The sequence below is a fragment of the Pseudomethylobacillus aquaticus genome (genome assembly GCF_003730115.1).
In the GTDB taxonomy this organism is placed as follows: domain Bacteria; phylum Pseudomonadota; class Gammaproteobacteria; order Burkholderiales; family Methylophilaceae; genus Pseudomethylobacillus; species Pseudomethylobacillus aquaticus.
This window is the reverse complement of record NZ_RJVP01000017.1, coordinates 1-2,086: the sequence shown is the minus strand read 5'-3', so window position 1 is coordinate 2,086 and position 2,086 is coordinate 1. Positions and strand designations below refer to the sequence as shown.

General features: G+C 56.5%; 1 protein-coding gene. It reads right to left on the bottom strand.

What is annotated here, in order from left to right:
• The coding region (locus ED236_RS12300) for an RHS repeat domain-containing protein (RefSeq protein ID WP_148042308.1) at window positions 1–2,086 on the bottom strand (2,086 nt) is incomplete at both ends.

The window sequence follows — 2,086 nt, the reverse complement described above, 5'->3', positions numbered from 1 at the left end:
TAGGTGTAGTCGGTGCGGCGGCTCGCCTCATCCACCTCCATGCGCTTGTCACCAAAGATATCGAACTTGGCGGTGCGGATACCCCCATCCGCATGGCGTTCCAGGCTGACCATGTCAGCCGATTCAGTACCCGATTCAGGGCGCGCGCCCGTGATCCAGGCTTGGGTATTGAGGTTGCCGTTAGCATCCCGCACCCCGATCAGACGCCCGGCCAGATCGTAGTGGTACGCCGTTTCAGGACGGGTCGCTTCCGACGCCGCCTGCACAAAGCCATTGACCAGCGTGATGTTGACCTTGGGGTCGCGCTTCAGCACCAGATTCCCCGCCGTGTTGTAGGCAAAGTCCGTCACATTCCCACGGCCGTCAATCTCCTGCACCACCTCGCCAAACGCGTTATAACGCTGACGACGCAGGATGGTCAGCGACGAGAGCGCGTCACTGCTGATGATGCCACTTCCAAAGCCAGCCGTGCTGCTGTCACTGGTCGAGAGCACGGTCACCGTACTGCCCAGTTGTACCGTCGCCTGCGTCTGGTTCACAAGCTGGTTCGCGGCATCCAAGGCCTGCAGATCGAACTCGTAATCGTAGCGGTTGGCAAGGTTGGGAATCAGCGCATTGGGGGCCCAGTCAAAGCGTCCGCTGTTGGTGCTGGTCGGCGTGAGCCGGATCGCATCACTGTACGCACCGGTACTGCCCGCAACACGGTAACGCACATCGAGGTATTTGGCATGGATCGGTTGCAAAAAGGTCAGCTTGGGGTAGGCCAGCAACTCGCCCATGTTGACATGGCCTGCCGCATTGCGGCTCAAGGTCCCGGCTGAGGTGCGGATCAGCTTGTTGTTCGCGTCATGTACATCAAACTCAACCTCATACTGCGTGTTGTTGGCAAACACACCCATCGCGGACGTCGGCAGGGAGAAACTGCCCACCCCGAAGCCGCTGCTCGCCGTGCCTGCAACAAAGCTGGAGGCCGGGAGGGTCGTCCATGCTCCGCTGCTACCCTTCACGCGGTAGCGCATCAACACGCTCTTGGCATGGCTGCCCTGATCGATCAGGTGCAAGCCCGCAGAGACCGAGGATTCACCAACCCCGATCACCGACACATAGCCTGCATTCCCGGTCGTGATCAGCGCTTGTGGGGAGGTGGTCGGGGCCGCAGGGTTGGTGGTGTTGAACCTGCCGCTTTGCTGGTTAAGAATGGTACCGAGGTGATTCAGCGCGATATACCGATACTCATAATGCCCAGCCGGAATCGTAGTCCAGTCAAACGCATACATGCCGCCTCTAATTAACGCAGGTGGCACTAATACGGTGGTATAGCCAGCTGTCGAGCCGACGGGGCGATACGATAACAACAACCGGGATGTGCTGTTCGTGCTGTTCCCCGGAACATAAGGTTGGTTCGTAAAATATAAGGCATCATCGATTGCACCTGAGCCACTAGAATTCATTACCTTTGAGGTAACGAAATTCCATTCCCAAGGCGAGCTTGACGGGGGCGGATAAACTGCACCACCTGTCAATGGATTCTCTGGGGTGGCATCCCTCCCTCCAGTTGCGACCAGCAATTCACCTTCATCGGTACGCAGATAAATCTCATAACTAAATTTATAGATATTGTCTTCGTGATCCATCCCCATCGGCACTTTATTCACAATCGTGCCAGCACTGCCGTACTCTGAAGGACCTTTTTGCACATACTCATGACTTCTGTCGACATAGTTATCAATGTCGTACAGGAATTTCACGCGATAGCTGGCATTGCCCGGGAAGGTACTTTCCGGGATATTGATTGTGGTGACGGTAAAGAAATACCAGGCTCCGTACTCGTGTGAGTGTTCGTACACCAATTGCATGTTCCAGGTGATCTCGCCGTAGCTCGCTGTGACCAGCCCGGCATCCAGCACGGCCTCCATATTGATCTCTGCCGTCATGCTTTCCATAGGCGGCTGAATGGTCTGAATGAGCTGCTGTCTGGCGTCATAGACACTGAAGGTGTACTGCGTCTGCTGCGTGACCTCGTTCTGCACATCCAGTGCACGCTGGTTGATCACCTCCGCCAGCGTCATCGTCCGCATGTCCAGCG